A 695-nucleotide genomic window follows, 5' to 3' on the forward strand; every position below is an offset into this window, starting at 1 on the left:
TATTAACAACTGGTGAACAACAGACCGTTTCCTATTTATCGATGGTATTAAATGACATCGGTATAAATGCAAAAGCGATGACTGGATATCAAGCAGGAATCAAAACGGTTGGTCATCATTTAAAAAGTAAAATTGCTGAAATCGACCCAAGTACATTTGAACAAGCTTTTGAAAGTAACGATGTACTAGTGGTAGCAGGATTTCAAGGGGTAAATGATGAATTAGAAGTAACTACCTTAGGTCGTGGTGGCTCAGATACCACTGCTGTAGCTTTAGCTGCAAGTAACCAAACGACTTGTGAGATATACACTGATGTAGATGGTGTATATGCGACTGACCCACGGGTTTACAACGATGCGAAACGTCTGTCGTATGTTTCGTATGAAGAAATGATGGAAATGAGCGCTTTAGGTGCAGGCGTACTTGAAACGAGAAGCGTTGAATTAGCGAAAAATTATAACATCCCCTTGTATTTAGGAAGAACTTTATCAAATGTGAAAGGAACATGGATTATGTCACAAGCAGAATTATTAGAAAAAAAAGCAGTTACTGGTGTTGCATTAGATAAACATATGCAACATGTTACAATTAGTTATCCCCTACCGGATAATAGATTACTGACAGATTTATTCAACCATTTAGAAGAAGGATCAGTCAATGTCGATATGATTTCTCAAATCGTTAATTTGGAAGGG

1 protein-coding gene is annotated in these 695 nt (G+C 37.3%); it reads left to right on the forward strand.

What is annotated here, in order from left to right; translation table 11 throughout:
* Window positions 1-695, forward strand: a 695-nt coding sequence (locus tag KA900_RS14675; RefSeq protein ID WP_210139794.1) for an aspartate kinase, incomplete at both ends; no start/stop codon positions are given.

This window comes from Staphylococcus sp. GDY8P120P (genome assembly GCF_017892065.1).
GTDB lineage: Bacteria > Bacillota > Bacilli > Staphylococcales > Staphylococcaceae > Staphylococcus > Staphylococcus nepalensis.